The organism is Mycobacterium sp. 23 (assembly GCF_048287075.1).
Lineage (GTDB): Bacteria > Actinomycetota > Actinomycetes > Mycobacteriales > Mycobacteriaceae > Mycobacterium > Mycobacterium gordonae_B.
In genome coordinates, this window is the sequence record NZ_JBLVUX010000005.1 from 4,213,516 (window position 1) to 4,228,170 (window position 14,655).

General features: G+C 68.5%; 14 protein-coding genes and 2 pseudogenes. 8 read left to right on the forward strand and 8 right to left on the reverse strand.

Annotated elements, in window-relative coordinates; genetic code table 11:
• Positions 1–167: 167 nt before the first annotated feature.
• Together ACNQS7_RS20725 and ACNQS7_RS20730 are read right to left on the reverse strand one after the other, a co-directional pair.
• A complete protein-coding gene (locus tag ACNQS7_RS20725; protein ID WP_055576932.1) occupies positions 168–791 on the reverse strand; it encodes a superoxide dismutase in 624 nt (207 codons plus the stop codon).
• A gap of 165 nt (positions 792–956) precedes the next feature.
• Complete coding sequence (locus ACNQS7_RS20730; RefSeq protein ID WP_162951590.1) at positions 957–1,109, reverse strand: hypothetical protein; 153 nt, start codon at positions 1,107–1,109, stop codon at positions 957–959.
• A 498-nt stretch (positions 1,110–1,607) separates the two neighbouring features.
• Here ACNQS7_RS20730 and ACNQS7_RS20735 point away from each other — a divergent pair, with 498 nt between their 5' ends.
• Both ACNQS7_RS20735 and ACNQS7_RS20740 read left to right on the forward strand, forming a co-directional pair.
• Positions 1,608–2,654 carry a DUF4328 domain-containing protein gene (locus ACNQS7_RS20735; protein ID WP_418014036.1) on the forward strand — a complete coding sequence of 349 codons (1,047 nt, stop codon included), beginning with the start codon at positions 1,608–1,610 and terminating at the stop codon, positions 2,652–2,654.
• A gap of 4 nt (positions 2,655–2,658) precedes the next feature.
• A complete protein-coding gene (locus tag ACNQS7_RS20740) occupies positions 2,659–3,483 on the forward strand; it encodes a glycerophosphodiester phosphodiesterase (protein ID WP_055576930.1) in 825 nt (274 codons plus the stop codon).
• A gap of 19 nt (positions 3,484–3,502) precedes the next feature.
• Here ACNQS7_RS20740 and ACNQS7_RS20745 read toward each other — a convergent pair whose 3' ends face one another.
• Both ACNQS7_RS20745 and ACNQS7_RS20750 read right to left on the reverse strand, forming a co-directional pair.
• Positions 3,503–4,711 carry an LCP family protein gene (locus tag ACNQS7_RS20745; RefSeq protein ID WP_418014037.1) on the reverse strand — a complete coding sequence of 403 codons (1,209 nt, stop codon included), beginning with the start codon at positions 4,709–4,711 and terminating at the stop codon, positions 3,503–3,505.
• A 28-nt stretch (positions 4,712–4,739) separates the two neighbouring features.
• Positions 4,740–5,522 (reverse strand): DUF2470 domain-containing protein, encoded by a 783-nt coding sequence (locus ACNQS7_RS20750; protein ID WP_418014038.1) that lies wholly within the window; start codon positions 5,520–5,522, stop codon positions 4,740–4,742.
• Positions 5,523–5,617: 95 nt separating this feature from the next.
• Here ACNQS7_RS20750 and pheA point away from each other — a divergent pair.
• Positions 5,618–6,546: pseudogene (pheA, locus tag ACNQS7_RS20755) on the forward strand (prephenate dehydratase).
• Positions 6,543–7,247: a histidine phosphatase family protein gene (locus ACNQS7_RS20760; protein WP_418014039.1), complete on the forward strand. Its 705-nt coding sequence runs from the start codon at positions 6,543–6,545 to the stop codon at positions 7,245–7,247. The pseudogene pheA and the gene ACNQS7_RS20760 overlap by 4 nt, the downstream one beginning before the upstream one ends.
• Here ACNQS7_RS20760 and ACNQS7_RS20765 read toward each other — a convergent pair.
• The 3 genes and pseudogenes from ACNQS7_RS20765 to ACNQS7_RS20775 form a co-directional block, all read right to left on the reverse strand.
• Positions 7,224–7,439, reverse strand: a complete 216-nt coding sequence (locus ACNQS7_RS20765; RefSeq protein WP_082658733.1) for a hypothetical protein — start codon at positions 7,437–7,439, stop codon at positions 7,224–7,226. The genes ACNQS7_RS20760 and ACNQS7_RS20765 overlap by 24 nt on opposite strands.
• Positions 7,436–7,863 (reverse strand): annotated as a pseudogene (locus tag ACNQS7_RS20770) (metallopeptidase family protein). Before ACNQS7_RS20770 ends, ACNQS7_RS20765 begins: the two are co-directional and overlap by 4 nt.
• 3 nt (positions 7,864–7,866) lie before the next feature.
• Entirely contained in the window at positions 7,867–9,258 is a 1,392-nt protein-coding gene (locus ACNQS7_RS20775) for a septum formation family protein (RefSeq protein ID WP_418014040.1), read from the reverse strand.
• Positions 9,259–9,338: 80 nt separating this feature from the next.
• Here ACNQS7_RS20775 and serS point away from each other — a divergent pair, with 80 nt between their 5' ends.
• Together serS and ACNQS7_RS20785 are read left to right on the forward strand one after the other, a co-directional pair.
• Positions 9,339–10,598, forward strand: a complete 1,260-nt coding sequence (gene serS / locus ACNQS7_RS20780; protein WP_418014041.1) for a serine--tRNA ligase — start codon at positions 9,339–9,341, stop codon at positions 10,596–10,598.
• Between the two features lie 105 nt (positions 10,599–10,703).
• The gene (locus ACNQS7_RS20785) at positions 10,704–11,801 is read left to right on the forward strand and encodes a diguanylate cyclase domain-containing protein (RefSeq protein ID WP_418014042.1); all 1,098 of its coding nucleotides are present in this window, start codon (positions 10,704–10,706) and stop codon (positions 11,799–11,801) included.
• A gap of 8 nt (positions 11,802–11,809) precedes the next feature.
• On the opposite strand, the gene ACNQS7_RS20790 is transcribed toward ACNQS7_RS20785, so the two are convergent.
• Positions 11,810–12,307, reverse strand: coding sequence for a DUF2834 domain-containing protein (locus ACNQS7_RS20790; protein ID WP_418014043.1), 498 nt, complete (start codon positions 12,305–12,307; stop codon positions 11,810–11,812).
• 80 nt (positions 12,308–12,387) lie between these two features.
• Here ACNQS7_RS20790 and ACNQS7_RS20795 point away from each other — a divergent pair, with 80 nt between their 5' ends.
• Both ACNQS7_RS20795 and ACNQS7_RS20800 read left to right on the forward strand, forming a co-directional pair.
• Complete coding sequence (locus ACNQS7_RS20795) at positions 12,388–13,023, forward strand: TetR/AcrR family transcriptional regulator (RefSeq protein WP_055579307.1); 636 nt, start codon at positions 12,388–12,390, stop codon at positions 13,021–13,023.
• A 47-nt stretch (positions 13,024–13,070) separates the two neighbouring features.
• Positions 13,071–14,639 (forward strand): phytoene desaturase family protein, encoded by a 1,569-nt coding sequence (locus ACNQS7_RS20800; RefSeq protein WP_418014044.1) that lies wholly within the window; start codon positions 13,071–13,073, stop codon positions 14,637–14,639.
• The last annotated feature ends 16 nt before the right edge of the window (positions 14,640–14,655 follow it).

A 14,655-nucleotide genomic window follows, 5' to 3' on the forward strand; every position in this document is an offset into this window, starting at 1 on the left:
GTTAGCTCGAATGATCAAGCATGCGCGGGGTTTTGGCCCCGTGCAACTCGACACGGCCGACGGATGGCCATGTTACGAATCAGCAACCTGCAGGCCCTGGCGCGTGACGCCAAAAGACAAGGGCGCCGCGCGATGTCGCGCGACGCCCCGGTCCTCGAGACGGACGGTCAGGGGAAGATCAACCCCGAGGTCTTCGAAGTGGCAGCTTCGTAGCGGGACTGCACGTCCGCCCAGTTGACCACGTTCCAGAACGCCTTGACGTAGTCCGCCTTGACGTTCTTGTACTGCAGGTAGAAAGCGTGCTCCCACATGTCGACCTGCAACAGCGGAATGACGCCGAGCGGGACGTTGGCCTGCTGGTCGTAGAGCTGGAACGTCAGCAGCCTGCCGCCCAGGGTGTCGTAGCCCAATACGGCCCAGCCGGAACCCTGCAGGCCGTTGGCAGCCGCACTGAACTGAGCCTGGAACTTGTCGAACGAGCCGAACTGGTCGTCGATCGCGGCGGCCAGGTCACCAGTCGGCTTGTCGCCGCCGTCCGGCGAGAGGTTCTTCCACCAGATGGAGTGGTTGACGTGTCCGCCCAGGTGGAAAGCCAGGTTCTTCTCGTTCAAGAAGATGGCCGAGTGGTCGCCCTTGGCGCGTGCCTCTTCGAGCTTCGCGACCGCGTCGTTGACGCCTTTGACGTAGGTGGCGTGGTGCTTGCTGTGGTGGATCTCGTTGATCTGACCAGAGATGTGCGGCTCTAGTGCTGCGTAGTCCCAGTCCAAGTCGGGCAGGGTGTATTCAGCCACGGCTTTCCTTCCTTCGATGAGCGGATCGTCTGACGTGTCATTCGCGGGGTCCCGCCACGCGGCAACCTGGCATGTTCAACCCTGCTCCATGACCGCTCGTGCCGCAAGGACGCCCCCCGCAACACCCGCCCCGAGTACCCCGTGCCGGCGCGAATCAAGCTGGGATCAGGACAACGCGATCAGGGCGAGCACCGCCAGCAGCGCCAGAGCGATCAGACCGGCACGCAGCGCGGCGACGACATAGGCCTGGTTCCAGGCGGGGGACCCCGAGTACGAGTTCGACGGCGTCGAACCCGGACCGAACGAATGAGTGGCCATCAAATGCCTTCCAAACTGCACGTCCACCTCGCCGCGCCAAAGAGTCGAGTGAGGTGAGTCACAATGAAGCTCCGCGTCCGCGATCATAACCCTAGAAACTCAGCTTGGAAAACCGGACGGCGGCGCGCCTTTGCGGTGGTGGGGAGGCTGCCGCGGCGCCAATATCGTTGTGCGTAAATCGAACGTTTTGCGGCTGGAGTGACCGGGTATTCCTGCGAGTCAGCGCGGCGATCCATTCGCTCGGGGCACCGTGAGGCTGTCGATCGACACGTCCCGTTACCGCAGTGTTATCCACAGTTGCACCGAAATCTGGCCGATAGAGGCTGTCTCCACCACCCATCCCAACTGTGGATAAACCTGTGGAAATTGTGGATAGCCCATTTAGCTGTGTCCTACGTCACGCCTAGTTGTCGCGTGGCGCCTGTTGACCACCCCAGTGCCTGTGCTATGCAACCGCCGCTCCGTGGGATGTCGACCGTCACCTATTAGGCTGGTCCGGTGATTCAGGTGTGCTCCCAGTGCGGCACGCGGTGGAATGTGCGCGAACGCCAGCGCACCTGGTGCCCCCGCTGCCGAGGCGCGCTGATGGCGCCGCTGGCCGAGACGCCCCCAGGCGATCCCCGGTGGAGTGCTCAGGCCGGTCCGCAGCCGGTGCCCGCACAGCGCACCCCGCCGCGCCTCCCGCCGGGTTTCCGGTGGATCGCCGTGCGTCCCGGGGCTGCGCCGCCGATCCGGCGGACACGACGCCCGCTGGGGCCGACCCCGCGTTACACCGTGATTCCTCGCTGGGGCCTGGTGGATCGCGTAAGTCCGGCTACGGCCACGTCGCCGGCGGCCGCCGTGAAGGCCGGGCCGAGCCCCGAGATCGTGCGTGTGCTGATGTTCGCGACCCAGTTGGTGCTCGCCGGCGCCGCGCTGGTGTACGCGGTGCGCTACGGGCTGCTGATCTACAACCGCAATTCGCTGCTGAATTCGCTGGTCGCGCTCGCCGCGGACTGGCTGGGAATCGCCGCCAGTGTGGCGGCGATGGCGGCCCTGCTGTGGTGCTTCGTGGTACTCGTGAAGTGGTTGATCGCCCGGCGTGCCGCCGCATTCAGCTACCACGGTCTGCCCGAACATCGTTCGGCCCGACGGTTATGGGCCGGCTGCCTGCTGCCCTTCGCCAACCTCGTGATGGCGCCCGTCTACGTGATCGAACTGGCCCTCGTCGAAGATCACTACGAGCGGGTGCGAAGGCCGATCTACCTGTGGTGGCTCGCGTGGGTCGTCAGTTACCTGGTGTCTCTGTTCGCCATCGCGACGAGCTTGTCCAGCGACGCGCAGGGCATCGCCAACAACACCGTGATGGTGGTGTTCGCCTACCTGGCTGCAGCGGTCACCATCACCGGGGTCGCCCGCGTCTTCGAAGGATTCGAGCGCAAGCCCGTGGAGCGGCCCGCGCACCGGTGGCTCGTCGTTCCGGCCGATCAACCCGCGCCGTCGTCAGCCGCGCCGTTGTCAGCACCTGCTCCGGTTGAGCCGGAGGGACAGGAACCGGCAGCATAGGCCTATGACGCGGGCGGATGAGGTCCTCGCCGGGCACCCTTTCGTGGTGGCCCACCGGGGTGCGTCGTCGTCGCGCCCCGAGCACACCCTGGCCGCCTATGACCTGGCGCTGAAAGAGGGCGCCGACGGCGTGGAATGTGACGTCCGGCTGTCCCGCGACGGTCACCTGGTGTGCGTCCATGACCGCCGGTTGGACCGCACCTCGACCGGCGAGGGGCTGGTCAGCACCACGACGCTGGCCGAGCTGCGCGAACTGGAATACGGCGTGTGGCATGACAGCTGGCGGTCGGACGGCGCGCACGGTGACACCGGCCTGTTGACACTCGACGCGCTCGTGGCGATGGTGCTGGACTGGCACCGGCCGGTGAAGATCTTCGTCGAGACCAAGCATCCGGTCAGGTACGGCTCACTGGTGGAGAGCAAGCTGCTGGCGCTGTTGCACCGCTTCGGCATCGCCGCTCCGCCGTCCGCCGACCGATCGCGCGCGGTGGTGATGTCGTTCTCGGCCGCGGCGGTGTGGCGCGTTCGCCGGGCAGCGCCGATGTTGCCCACGGTGTTGCTCGGCAAAACCGGCCGGTACCTGACCAGCAGCGCCGCCACCGCCGTCGGGGCCACCGCGGTGGGTCCTTCGCTGGCCGCCCTGCGGGATTACCCGCAACTGGTGGACCGCTCGGCCGCGCAGGGCAGGTCGGTCTACTGCTGGACTGTCGACGAGTACGACGACATCGACTTCTGCCGCGAGGTGGGGGTGGCGTGGATCGCCACCAACCATCCTGGCCGCACCAAGGCGTGGCTGGAGAAGCGGAAGGCGAGCGAGAGCAGCGGTTGAACCGCGCGGTCCCGGCTCGTTACGGCTGGTCCTGCAGCGCGCCGGGAGGCACCGGCGCGTCCGCGGCCAGTGCCTCGAACAGAGCGCTTGCGGCGTCGTGATTCCACACCACAACCGAGCCCACGCCGGTGTCGGTGAACTCCCCGATCGGAACCGTCATCGGTGTGGTGGCGCCGTGCAACGCCCAGCCGAGCCGGGCCAGGTCCCAGGCGTGGTCTCCGCGATCGACGGTGAGCGCATCGGCCGCCGCGTGCGGGACCGAGTACCAACGCCACGGGTTGAGCCACACCGCCGGACTGCCCGCCCGGTGCAGCAGCGCCGACATGAACTGCCGCTGGTTGATCATCCGGTCCAGATCCGCGCGCGGGGTGGCCCGAGTCCTGACGTAACCCAGTGCACTGCGCCCGTCCAGTTGCTGGCATCCGGCGGGCAGGTCCAGGCCCGCCAGGGGATCGCGCATCGGCTCGGTAGGGCACACCGTCACCCCGCCCAGCGCGTCGACGAGACCGGCGAAGCCGCCGAACCCGACCTCGGCGTAGTGGTCCAGGCGCAGGCCGGTGGCCTGCTCGACGGTCTGCGCCAGCAATGGCGCACCACCCATCGTGAAGGCGGCGTTGATCTTGTCGCGGCCGTGCCCGGGGATCGGCACGTAAGAGTCGCGGGGTATCGACACCAGCGTGGTCCGTGCGTTGGACCCGATCCCCGGCACGTGCACCAGCATCATCGTGTCGGTACGGCCGGTGCCGACGTCGCCCCCGGTGGCCAGCTGCTCCTGCTGCTCGGGGGTCAGGTCCTGGCGGCTGTCCGACCCGACGAGCAACCAGTTGGTCCCACGACCGGGAGCGGGACGGTCTGCGTAGTCGGAGAGCACCGGCTGGCGGTGCACGGCGGAGTCGAACCACAGCATGCCGCCCAGCACGCCCGCGGTCGCCAGCAGCAGCAGTATGACCAGGCCGAGGGCGATGGTGCGGAGCCGGCGGCGCTTGGCGCGCTTCGACCGGCGGGGTTTGGGCGGGGCGGGCGGGGGCGGCGCAGCGGCGGTGCGCTGCGGCGTCGGGGTGGGGCGGGGCGGCGGATGGGCCGCGTCTCGTCGTGGTGCGCTCGGCGCGCGCGGCGGCGATGGGACCCGGCGAATGACCTGGGAGGGTTCCGGCGGGACGGCCGGCCCCGGCGGGGGCGGGATCGGCCTGCGCAATCGGGGCGGTTCGGGTGGTCGATCGCCGTTCACCCGGCTAACTTACGTCGCCGGCGGCGCTTTATCGGCGTGCGCGCAGTCCATTGACGAACGGGCATCCCATCAGAACGCGGATGGCCTGGCGCAGGCCGTGCATGTCGTCGACCGGCTTGTGGAACGGCAGCCGGATGTCGCGGTCGCCGTCGTTGCCCTCTACCCGGAAGCGCACGCCGTAGCGGTCCAGCCCGAGGGGGCGTACGTGACCGCGGCGCAGCGGCGCGGGCAGCCGGGACACCAGCCGGGCGATCACGTCGTCGTGCGCGGTGGCGAGGTGCCACAGCAACGTCGACTCAATTTCGCAGAAGGGGTCGGGCCGAGCGGCGAGCAGGTCGCGGACCGAGACCGGCTCGGCGCCGGTCGCGTCGGTCACCACCACGGAGTCGATGATGAGGCGCAACAGGGTGTAACGAGGTTCATCGACATCCGACGGCGCAGAACTGGGTCTATCCACCTGGAGCAGCGTCGGGTCCGGGTCCTCGGTGGCGATCAGGTCCAGAACTTTGGCCACCGCGCCAGGGGGGATCCGATGCAGCCGACCGCGCACCCACACCAGCGAACGGACGGGTTCGCGCACCGGAAGCGGCGCATAGTCGGTCAATTCCAGCAAACTCTGAGTCCCACACTCCAGACCGTCGGCACCGGCGCGGGGGACTGCCACCGCGAAGGAGCCGTCGTACAGCAGGTGGTGCACGGGCGTGGCCATCGGCTCGCGGCCCTCGATCGCCAGCAGGGCGCCGTCGGCGCGTGAGCAGGCGCTGCGTATGCGCTCCGCGGTGGTGGGTGTCGGATGTGCGACTGCGAGCACCGGTACCTCCATGCTAGTTAGGTAAGCCTAAGATAACTTAGCGTGCCGGTTGGAGCAAGGGCGGGCGACGCGGCCACGCCGTTAGGGTTGTGGGCGTGGCCCGCATCGCTTACCTCGGTCCGGAGGGGACGTTCACCGAGGCTGCACTGCTGAAGATGACCGCCGACGGGCTCGTCCCCGACTCCGACCCGCAGTCGCTACAGCCGGTGCCGGTGGACAGCACGCCCGCGGCCTTGGATGCCGTGCGCGACGGCGTCGCGGATTACGCCTGCGCACCGATCGAGAACTCGATCGACGGGTCGCTGGCACCCACCCTGGACAGCCTCGCCATCGGCTCACCGCTGCAGATCTACGCCGAGACAACCCTGGATGTGGCATTCGACATCGTCGTCCGGCCCGGCCGCACCGCCGCCGACGTGCACACGGTGGCCGCCTTCGGCGTGGCTGCGGCGCAGGTCCGCCGCTGGCTCACGGCCAATCTGCCCGGCGCCGAACTCAAACCGGCCTACTCCAACGCCGACGCCGCGCAACAGGTGGCCGACGGCCTGGTCGACGCCGCCGTCACTTCGCCGCTGGCCGCGGCCCAGCGCGGGCTGCAGGCGATCGCCGCGGGTGTGGTCGACGAATCCAACGCACGCACCCGGTTCGTGCTGATCGGCCGCCCCGGCCCGCCCCCGGCGCGAACCGGCGCCGATCGCACGGCAGCGGTGCTGCGGATCGAGAATGTCCCCGGCGCGCTACTGCAGGCGCTGACCGAGTTCGCCATGCGCGGCATCGACCTGACCCGCATCGAGTCCCGGCCCACCCGAACCGGGCTGGGCACCTACATGTTCTTCGTGGACTGCGTCGGCCATGTCGACGACGATGCCGTCGCCGAGGCACTCATGGCGTTGCACCGACGTTGTGCCGATGTGCGTTACTTGGGTTCCTGGCCGACGGGCCAGGCTGCGGGGTACTTCCGCCGTCTGCTGACGAGGCGTCGAGCTGGCTGGCGGGGCTGCGAAACGGGGAGATACAGCGATGAGCGGCCGGTTGGTGTTGGTGCGGCACGGGCAATCCTTCGGCAACGTCGAACGCCGGTTGGACACCCTGCCGCCCGGAGCGGCCCTGACGCCGCTGGGTCGTGATCAGGCACGGGCGTTCGCCCGGGGCGGGCACAGTCGCCCGACCATCCTGGCGCACTCCGTGGCCGTCCGCGCGTCGCAAACGGCGGCGGTCATCGCCACGGAACTCGATCTTCCGGCGCAGGAGGTGGCCGGCATCCACGAGGTGCAGGTCGGTGAGCTGGAAAACCGCAACGACGACGAAGCGGTCGCCGCGTTCCAGTCCATCTACAAGCGGTGGCACCTCGGCGAACGGGATGTGGCGCTACCCGGCGGTGAGACCGCCAACGACGTCTTGGAGCGGTACGTGCCCGTGCTCACCGAGCTGCGAATGCGCTACCTGGACGACGATCGTTTCGACGGCGACATCGTGGTGGTCAGCCACGGCGCGGCGATCCGGCTTGCGGCGGCGGTGCTGGCGGGAGTGGACGGCGCCTTCGTGCTGGACAACCCCTTGGACAACGCCGAATCGGTGGCGCTGGCCCCGATCACCGACGGGCGGTGGAGTTGTGTGCGCTGGGGTGCGTTGACGCCGCCGTTCTACCCGGAACCCGGCGCTATGGACCCGGCGCAGGACGCCGGGAAAGACCCCGTCGCGTCAAGCACCGATCCCATGCGCTGACCTGATGACCTCGCCGGACGATTCCGCGCAGGCGCAACCGATCACGTCGCAGTCGACGACGAACTCGTGGGTGAACAACTCCGGGGCGACGCAGTCCGGGTCGGTGCATTCCGGCCTGCCCAGCCAGTGACGAATAACAGTGCCGTGGCAGTGATCTAAGCCTGCCCGGCAGTCGCGGCAGCCTGTGCTCATAAGCCGTTCATAGCACCGGGTGCCGACAGAACAGGGTTGCCGCGCCTGGTTCAGGCCCGGTAAAAGGCGGCGATCACGCCCAGCCCAGCTCGTCGAGCCGGTCGTCGTCGATGCCGAAGTGATGCGCGATCTCGTGGATCACCGTGATCGCGACCTGCTCGACCACGTCGGTGTCAGACTCGCAGACATCCAGGAGGGCGTCTCGGTAGATGGTGATGGTGTCCGGCAGTGCTCCGGCGTAGTCGGAGTCTCGCTCGGTCAGCGCCACCCCTTCGTAGAGCCCGAGCAGGTCGCCCTCGTGGGCATGACGGTCGGCGACCAGCACCACGACGTTATCCATGGCGGCCGTCAGTTCCGTCGGGATCAGGTCCAGTGCATCGGAGACCAACTCGTCGAACCGCCGCGGGTCCATCCGCACGGCCACCGGCTAACCCGGTGGTGGCTCGTTGGCCGGCGCACCCTCGGGTGCCTGCGCCGGTGCCGGGGCACCGCCGTCAGCCGGTGGTGGCGCCTGGGCCGGCTGGGTTGCCGAAGGCGCCTGGCTCGCCGGGGACGACGGTGCGCGCGTGGGCGTCACCACCGGCTGTTGGTTGGGCAGGTGCTGGTCGCCGGGCGGGGTCGCCGGGGTCTGCTGCCGAGGTTGTTGCTGCTGCGGCTGCTGAGCGGGCAGCTGCACCGGGATCTGCGGGAGCGTGAGCCGCTCCTGCGGGATGTCAGGTGGGGGGACCGGCGCCTGGCCGTTGATCAGCAACGGCCCCTTGGCGCTGTTGAGCAGCGTGGCCCAGCCACCGTTGCCCAGGGTGGCGCCGATGTTGCATGCGACCTCGCGGCTGCCCGCCGACCAACTGGGCAGCGAGATCGTGGGGTAGATCAGGGTCAGCGTGGTCGTCCGCAGCTTGATGGGCGCGAGGTAGGCGTCCGTCATCTTCGTGCAGGCGTCCTTGATGAAACCGTCCTGCTCGGCCTCCGGGGGCAGCGCGTTGGGGAACTTCTCGGCCAGGTTGACGGTGCCGGTGACCTCCATGGCATGCGGGGCCGAGCAGTCCACCGGCACATCGACCGGCTGGTTGGTGGTCGGATCGATGCCCAGGCAGGTGCCCGCCGGCCAGACTTTGGACTGGTCGATGTCGGCGATCTTGCCCTTGAAGGCCACCTGTTCGTTGTTGGGGCCGGGCAACTGCAGGCCGCAGAGCATGCGGCGCTCGCCGTTCTGGCGCCAGGCCCGGTCGCCCGACCACAGCATGCTGACGGTGAACTTGCTGTTGGGGTCGAACTTCGGGCCGAGATACCGGCGCACGGCCGGATCGCACTGTTCGGCGTTGATCTGCTGGATGCGGGCCGGCGACGGGGGCGCAGCACTGGGGCCGTACTCCGAGCCGGGGAAGGTGCGCATATCGACGGACTCGGCGACCTCGAAGCGGTGGTCGTCGGCGCAGTTGACGATGCTGGCCGACTCCGGCGTGCCGTCCGGCCAATTCAGGCAGTCGCCGCTGGTGGCCCGGGCGAATGCGGCGTTGCCCTTGCTTCCGGTGCTGGGCACCGGGTTGCTGTCGATGAAGCCGGCCAACCGTCCGGGGCCGGTACCCACGGCGGGCAGCGCGGTCACCAGGCCGGCGATCAGCAGGCCACCCAGTGCGGTGAGCAGCAGGCCACGCCTGGTTGCGGAGGCCTGCAGAGAGCGCGGCCAGCGGAACCCTTCCGACGACGGCTCGGACGCGCCGGCCGCCTGCGGTTCCTCGGCAGCCGACGACTCTGCCGCTTCGTCGGCGGCAGGCTCGGGTGCCGGTTCTTTCTCGGGCGCGTCCAACATCGGGTCCATTCTGACAGGGCCGACTGTGAGGCGTGAAAATCGTTGCGCATGTGAGATCGGGCGGAGACCCGGGAAGTAGTCTTGCGGCCGTGATCGACCTCAAGCTCCTCCGGGAGGAGCCCGATGCCGTACGACGCTCGCAACTCAGCCGCGGTGAGGACCCGGCCCTGGTAGACGCGTTGTTGACCGCGGACACGGCGCGGCGCGCGGCGATCTCGGCCGCCGATTCGCTGCGTGCCGAACAGAAAGCCGCGAGCAAGAGCGTGGGCAAGGCCTCCCCGGAGGAACGCCCGGCGCTGTTGCAGCGCGCGAAGGACCTCGCCGAGCAGGTCAAAGCCGCCGAGGCGGACCAGGCCGCTGCCGAGGCGGCGTTCACCGCGGCGCACATGGCGATCTCCAACGTCATCATCGAGGGGGTCCCGGCCGGGGGAGAGGACGACTACGCCGTCCTGGAAATGGTCGGTGAGCCGCCCACGCTCCCCGACCCGAAGGACCACCTGGAGCTCGGCGAATCGCTGGGCTTGATCGACATGCAGCGCGGCGCCAAGGTGTCGGGTTCCCGCTTCTACTTTCTGACCGGCCGCGGTGCGCTCCTGCAGTTGGGACTGCTGCAACTGGCGCTGCGGGTGGCCGTGGAGAACGGTTTCATCCCGATGATCCCGCCGGTCCTGGTGCGCCCCGAGGTGATGGCGGGCACCGGCTTCCTGGGCGCTCACGCCGACGAGGTGTACCGGCTCGAGGCGGACGACCTTTACCTGGTCGGTACTTCGGAGGTGCCGCTCGCCGGCTATCACTCGGGCGAGATCCTGGACCTGGCGGGCGGGCCGCTGCGGTACGCCGGCTGGTCGTCGTGCTTCCGTCGCGAAGCGGGGAGTTACGGCAAGGACACCCGCGGCATCATCCGGGTGCACCAGTTCGACAAGGTGGAGGGCTTCGTCTACTGCCGGCCGGAGGAGGCCGAGGCCGAACATCAACGGCTGCTGGGCTGGCAGCGCGAAATGCTGGGGCTGATCGAGGTGCCGTATCGGGTGATCGATGTGGCCGCGGGCGACCTCGGCTCGTCGGCCGCGCGCAAGTTCGACTGCGAAGCCTGGGTGCCGACCCAGGCGACGTATCGCGAGCTGACCTCGACATCGAATTGCACCACCTTCCAGGCACGCCGGCTGGCCACGCGCTACCGGGACGCCAACGGCAAGCCGCAGACCGCAGCCACGCTGAACGGCACGCTGGGCACCACGCGATGGCTGGTGTCGATCCTGGAGAACCACCAACAGCCCGACGGCAGCGTGCGCGTTCCGGCGGCGCTGGCGCCGTTCGTGGGCACCGAGTTACTGGAACCGGCCGGCTGAGCAATAACAAATGGCAATTTTGGGCATTCTGTCCCGACTGTCATTTGCTGAACCGGGCCGGCGGCGGCGCTGCGACTCCCCGGAGCCTTCAGTGGGGGGAGCGCGATGGGGAGGCTCGGCGTGTGGTGGCGGCAGCCTGATCACTTCGATCACCTGGCGTCGCTGTTGCAGTCCCGGGGTATGGCAGGCCGGACCCGCGCCACGATCGCGCTGATCGGCGCCTCGCTGGCCGTCCTCATCCTGGCGACGATCTGGAGTCAGACCGGACCTCGCGGGCCTGCGCAGCTGGTCTGTGCGCTCGCCGCGGCCGCCGGAGCCGCGCTGGGCGCGCTGCTGTGGACGCTGCGCTGGCCTACCCGGGCGCAGGCCGTGGGCTTCTCGGTGCTCTCCTCGTCCAGCATCGGGCTGGCCGCGATGGCGCAGGGCGATCCCCTGGTGGCCATCCTCGCGTGCACGATCCTGGCGACGATGGCCGGATACATCGCCGTGTTCCACGGGCCGCCGCTGATGCTCTTCAACCTCGCCATCGCAGCACTGGCGGGAGCGGTACAGGCCATGCGCATCTCGGTCGGATCGGGCGTGGTCAGCGCGCTCTGCGCCTACACCGTGGTCCTGACGCTGAACCTCTCGGTGCCGTTCGGCATCCAGGCGGTGGCCCAGATGCTCGGCGTCGACGCCATGCGGGCCGAGCGGGACCAGCTCACCGGGTTGCTCAACCGGCGGGCGTTCCACCGGCGCGCATCGCGGCATCTGCAGCGCGACCCGGCCCTGCGGGATCAACTGGTGGTGACCGTGATCGATCTCGACCGCTTCAAGCAGCTCAACGATCGGCACGGCCACAGCACCGGCGACGCCGCGCTGGTTGCGGTTGCGCGGGCGCTGCGGGAGTGCACCGACGACACCGCACTGCTGGCCCGGGTGGGTGGGGAGGAGTTCGTGATCGCGGACGTCTGCGACCCCGACGAGGTCCGTCTGCGGGCGCAGCGGCTGTGCGACGCCATCGCCGCGCTGCCGTTCGAGCTCACGGCCAGCGTCGGCACCGCCGTGATCGATCGGCAGCCGGGCTTTGCACTCGACGCTCGCACCTCACTCGACGAGCTGATCTGCGCGGCCGACGCCGCGATGTACGTAGCGAAACGCCGCGGCGGCAACCAGACCTGGCACCACGAGAGCGATTACCGCAGCGACGGGGTCAGCGCCTAGCCGGTCGCTCAGGCCGCAACCTTCGGTGCCGGTACGGCGGTGGCCCGTTCGTGCCGGTGCTGGCGCTCGATGGTGGCGAAGTAGAACGCGAACGCGAACGCGAAGCTGGTGAACAGGCTGCTGACGAAGAACAGCCACGGCCGCTTGAAACCGCGCCGGTAGCCGTCGGTGATGGAGAACAGTGGCAACAGGATCACGTTGGCGATCGTGTAGTCCTGGCTGGCCGAGCCGGCGGCCGGGTTGGTGAACATCAGCTGGATGTACTGCGTCCAGCTGCCCGGGCCCCAGAGTGGGTTGTGTACGCCCATGTGGGCGTACTCCTGCACGAAGCGGATGTTGAAGTACCAGCCGAGCGCGATCGACGCGACGCCGACGACGTAGTACACGACTTCCAGCGGCGAGAACGCCGGCCCGACGGCCGGCCGCGCGTAGACCTGCCGGTTGGAGGAGACGATCCAGAAGACGACGGCGATACCGAGGACGGCGTGCGCGATGAGAGACACCATGGCCGCAGTCTGGTCCGGCAAGCGAAGTTTTGTCAATATTGTCATAACTAATTCTTGAGTTGCTGCGGTACCTTACTGCCATGGTCAGGCCGGCTCAGACGGCGCGCAGCGAACGCACGCGGGAGGCGCTGCGTCAGGCGGCGGTGGTGCGATTCCTGGCCCAGGGCGTGGAGGACACGTCGGCCGAGCAGATCGCTGCCGATGCCGGAGTTTCGCTGCGGACCTTCTACCGCCACTTCAGCTCCAAGCACGACCTGCTATTCGCCGACTACACCGGATTGAACTGGTTCCGGGCCGCGCTGGACGCCCGTCCCGTCGACGAGGCGGTGATCGACTCGGTGCAGGCGGCGGTCTTCGCTTTCCCCTACGACGTCGAAGCCGTCACCAAGATCGCGACGTTGCGCGGCGGTGAACTGGATCCCGGCCGCATCGTCCGGCATATCCGCGACGTCCAGGCTGACCTGGCGGACGCCATTCAGGAACAGCTACTCCGTCGCGGCTGCACCAATGGTCATACGGGTGATGCGAGGCTGCGCAGCACGGTGATCGCCCGGTGTATCGCGGCGGCGATCTTCGGGGCGATGGAGGCCTGGATGCTGGGTGCCGACCGATCGCTCGGCGAGCTGGCCAGGATGAGTCACGTGGCTCTGGAGTCGCTGCGGTCCGGGCTGAGCGACTGCTGGGCCACCTGGGCAACCGGGCAAGTTTCGTCATAATTGACAAAACTTCGTGAGCGTGCCAGCCTCCCACTCAGGAGGTCGGCATGTCTGAAACTGGGAACGAGTTCGACGCGATCGTCATCGGAGCGGGCCACAACGGGTTGACCGCGGCAGTGCTGCTGCAACGGGCAGGGCTACGGACGGTCTGCCTGGACGGCAAGCTCTACGCGGGCGGCATGGCCTCCACCGTGGAACTGTTCGACGGCTATCACTTCGAGATCGCCGGCTCGGTGCAGTTCCCCACTTCGGCGGAGGTCATCAGCGAACTCGGCCTGGACGCGCTGCCGACGGTGGACCTCGAGGTGATGTCGGTGGCGCTGCGCGGAGTCGGCGACGATCCGCTGGTCCAGTACAGCGACCCGATGAAGATGTTCGCCCACCTCAACGAGGTGCACGGCGCCGACGCGGTGGCCGGGATGGGTGGTCTGCTGATGTGGGCCCAGGCACCCACCCGAGCGCTGGGCCGCTTCGAGGCGGGGACGCTGCCCAAGACCTTCGACGAGATGTATGCCTGCGCCACCAACGAATTCGAGCGCTCAGCGATAGACGACATGCTATTCGGCTCGGTCACCGACGTGCTGGACCGCTACTTCCCGGACCGCGACAAGCACGGCGCGATACGGGGATCGATGACGGTGCTGGCCGTCAACACCCTCTACCGCGGTCCGTCCACGCCCGGTAGCGCCGCCGCGCTTGCGTTCGGGCTCGGCATCCCCGAAGGCGACTTCGTTCAGATGAAGAAGCTGCGCGGCGGTATCGGCGCGCTGACCGCGCATCTGGCTCAGGTGCTGGAGGATAACGGCGGTGAGGTGCGGTTGCGGTCCAAGGTCACCGAGATCCTGGTGGCTGACGGCAAGGTGGCCGGGGTGCGCACCGAGGGCGGGGAGACCCTGACCGCACCGATCGTCGTCTCCTCCGTGGCGCCCGACGTCACGGTCAACGACCTGATCGATCCGTCGGTATTGCCCGCCGAGATCCGGGAACGCTACGGACGCATCGACCACCGCGGCAGCTACCTCCAGATGCACTTCGCACTGGAGGAGGCGCCGCAGTTCAGCGCTCCCTACGAGGCGCTCAACGACCCGACCATGCAGGCGTCGATCGGCATCTTCTGCACACCGGAGGAAGTCCAGCAGCAGTGGGAGGACTGCCGCCGCGGCATCGTGCCGGCGGACCCGACGCTGGTGCTGCAGATCCCGTCGGTGCACGATCCGGACCTCGCGCCCGAAGGCAAGCACGCGGCATCAGCGTTCGCGCTGTGGTTCCCCATCGAAGGGGGCGCCGACTACGGTCAGGCCAAAGTCGAGATGGGGCAACGGGTCATCGACAAGATCACCCGGTTGGCGCCGAATTTCGAGCGCAGCATCATCCGGCACACCACCTTCACGCCCAAGCACATGGGCGTGATGTTCGGCGCCCCCGGCGGTGACTACTGCCACGGCCTGCTCAGCTCCGATCAGATCGGGCAGAATCGGCCGGGCCCCAAAGGCTATATCGGACAGCCGATTCCGGTGCAGGGTCTGTATCTGGGCAGTGCCGGATGTCACGGTGGCCCGGGAATCACGTTCACCCCGGGCTACAACGCCGGGCGCGCGGCGCTGGAAGACCGCTAGCCGTTCAGCCGTCGCG

Coding starts and splice junctions, on each gene's coding strand:
- ACNQS7_RS20730 (WP_162951590.1), bottom strand. CDS start 1,109: ATGGCCACTCATTCGTTCGGTCCGGGTTCGACGCCGTCGAACTCGTAC.
- ACNQS7_RS20740 (WP_055576930.1), top strand. CDS start 2,659: ATGACGCGGGCGGATGAGGTCCTCGCCGGGCACCCTTTCGTGGTGGCC.
- ACNQS7_RS20760 (WP_418014039.1), top strand. CDS start 6,543: ATGAGCGGCCGGTTGGTGTTGGTGCGGCACGGGCAATCCTTCGGCAAC.
- ACNQS7_RS20765 (WP_082658733.1), bottom strand. CDS start 7,439: ATGAGCACAGGCTGCCGCGACTGCCGGGCAGGCTTAGATCACTGCCAC.
- ACNQS7_RS20775 (WP_418014040.1), bottom strand. CDS start 9,258: ATGGACCCGATGTTGGACGCGCCCGAGAAAGAACCGGCACCCGAGCCT.
- ACNQS7_RS20785 (WP_418014042.1), top strand. CDS start 10,704: ATGGGGAGGCTCGGCGTGTGGTGGCGGCAGCCTGATCACTTCGATCAC.
- ACNQS7_RS20790 (WP_418014043.1), bottom strand. CDS start 12,307: ATGGTGTCTCTCATCGCGCACGCCGTCCTCGGTATCGCCGTCGTCTTC.
- ACNQS7_RS20795 (WP_055579307.1), top strand. CDS start 12,388: ATGGTCAGGCCGGCTCAGACGGCGCGCAGCGAACGCACGCGGGAGGCG.
- ACNQS7_RS20800 (WP_418014044.1), top strand. CDS start 13,071: ATGTCTGAAACTGGGAACGAGTTCGACGCGATCGTCATCGGAGCGGGC.